This window comes from Afipia sp. OHSU_II-C1 (assembly GCF_000497575.1).
In the GTDB taxonomy this organism is placed as follows: Bacteria; Pseudomonadota; Alphaproteobacteria; order Rhizobiales; family Xanthobacteraceae; genus Afipia.
The window spans coordinates 1-2278 of record NZ_APJI01000029.1; the positions used below are offsets into that span (position 1 = coordinate 1).

At 58.6% G+C, this 2278-nt stretch carries 2 protein-coding genes; both read right to left on the bottom strand.

Annotated features, from left to right (window positions below; all coding sequences use genetic code 11):
- A partial coding sequence (locus tag I554_RS0124495) for an ABC transporter substrate-binding protein (protein WP_024577652.1) occupies positions 1 to 1137 on the bottom strand: 1137 nt, incomplete at its 3' end.
- A gap of 124 nt (positions 1138 to 1261) precedes the next feature.
- Positions 1262 to 2278: AMP-binding protein (locus tag I554_RS0124500; RefSeq protein WP_024577651.1), on the bottom strand; the 1017-nt coding region annotated here is incomplete at its 5' end.

The window sequence follows — 2278 nt, forward strand, 5'->3', positions numbered from 1 at the left end:
CTCGTAATCGGCGAGACGCCAGCCGTCCTGCTCAGCGATCATCATCACCAGCGCATCGCTCTTCAGTCCACCGTGGTCCTGAGCGGTGAAGTTGAAGACCCCGGTCACGCCGACATAATTCTTCACCTTGTTCTCGAGCCAATCGCGAATCTGGGCGCGCTCGCCGCTGGTTTCCCGGATCGCCTGCAGGACCATATTGGCGGAGTCATAGGCGACGCCCGCAAACATGTCCGGCGCGATCCCGAACTTTGCCTTGTATTTGGTGACGAAGGATTCAGAAACCTTCTTCTGCGGGTGCGAGCCCGGCAACTCGCTCCACACCAGAACAGGCGCACCGACAATCGGCTGCCCGATCACCGCGTCACCAACGGCATTCCGGAATGCGCTGTTGGCTTGGCCATGCCCGGAGATGATCGGAGTGGCCAGTTCAAGTTCGCGCGCATTTTTGTAGACGATGGCCGAAGGCGCACCGAGGCCATGCATGAAGATCGCATCGACGCCAGCCGATTTCAGCTTGGCAAGCTGTGGCTTCAGATCCGTCGAATTGGCCGGAAACGATTCCTCGCGATCGAGGGAAACGCCAGCACCCTTGGCAAGCTTTCGCATGTTATCGCGCCCATCCTCACCATAGGCATCGGCAGAATAGAGAATGCCCAGCTTCTTCCATCCGGCGCGGCGCGCGTAATCAAGCACTTTAGCCACTGAGAGGTCGCCACCCTGCCCCGGACGGAACACCCATTTGCGCTCCGCAACCGGCTCGATCACCCCAACGCCGGACACCGGGCATAGCAATGCGACCTCAGCCTCGGTGACAACTGGAATGGCGGCCATCGCGCCGCCGGTCCGGCTTGGCCCGACGATCGCAAGGACCTTTGCCTGATTGATCAGCTTGCGCGCGGCCAGCACCGTGTCGGTTTCGGTGCTCTTACTGTCTTCAAAAACCAGTTCGACCTTGTTGCCGCGGATGCCGCCAGCCTGATTGGCTTCTTCCACCGCAAGAATGACCGCGTTGTGTTCCGGCTTGCCCAGGAAGGATGCGCCGCCGGTGACATCAAGCATGGCGCCGATCTTGTAAGATTGCTGAGCGGCGGCGGGCTGCGCGAAGACCGCAAGCGCGACCGCAGCGAAAGCTAGCATGGGAGTGCGACGATAGTGAGCTGACCTCATGTTACGTTCCTCTCTCGCATTGTGATGTTCTGGTTTTTTCTGATTTTTGGTCGCGGCGCCGGCCCTAGCCGACAAACGTCTCAGGCAGCCCGGGTCAGACCTGAACCTCCAGCTTTTCCCAGTAGGGCTGGCGCACATCGCGCCTCAGTATCTTTCCGAAGGACGACATCGGAAGCTGATCGCGGAAGTCGATCTTCTTAGGCACCTTGAAGTTCGAAAGAGCTTCCTTGCAGTGCGCGATCAGATCCGCTTCCGTTGCGGAGTATCCCTGCTTGAGTACCACAGCCGCGACCACGATCTCCCCCCATTTCGGATCAGGAGCGCCGACAACAGCAACCATGTTGACGGCTGGATGCTTGTAGAGAACATCCTCGATGTCGTTCGGGAAGATGTTCTCGCCACCGCTGATGATCATGTCCTTCTTGCGGTCTACGATGTAAAGGTATCCCTCCTCATCGAAGCGCCCCATGTCGCCAAGCGTGAAGAAACTTCCGTTGCGGGCGCTCGCGGTCGCTTCCGGATTGTTGAAATATTCCCGGATCAGTGTCGCGCCGCCGATATGAATTTCGCCGACCTCGCCCTGCGGCACAGTCTTCCCGTTTTCATCGCGCAGTTCGACAAACATGCCGATCACGGGACGCCCGACCGACCTCACCTTGCGGCGCTGATCCTGAGGGGGGAGATTGGTAACAAGACCGACTTCCGTCCCACCATAAAACTCGTTGAGGCCGGCATGAGGAAGCCGATCAAGAAGAGCATCCTTGATGTGCGTCTGTAGCGGCGAACCGCCGCTAATCACGATGCGCAGCGATTTAAGATCAAAGGCATTGACCTCATCGCTCGTCATCATTGCGGTCCACATGGTCGGAACCATGAATGCCCATGTCGCCTTGTAACGATCGATCATGCCGAACACATTTGCCGGCGTCGTATCGCCCGTGACAATGACCGTCCCCCCGCGGAACAACTGAAGCAATGAAAACAGAGCCGGCGCTTCATGGAAGAGTGGTGCAGCAACAAACTCGCGATCGTTCGCAGTTATGCCGTAAACGGTCGCCATGCGCCGCAGGCAATCGGCAAACGCGCGGTGCGGATTGACGCATCCTTTCGG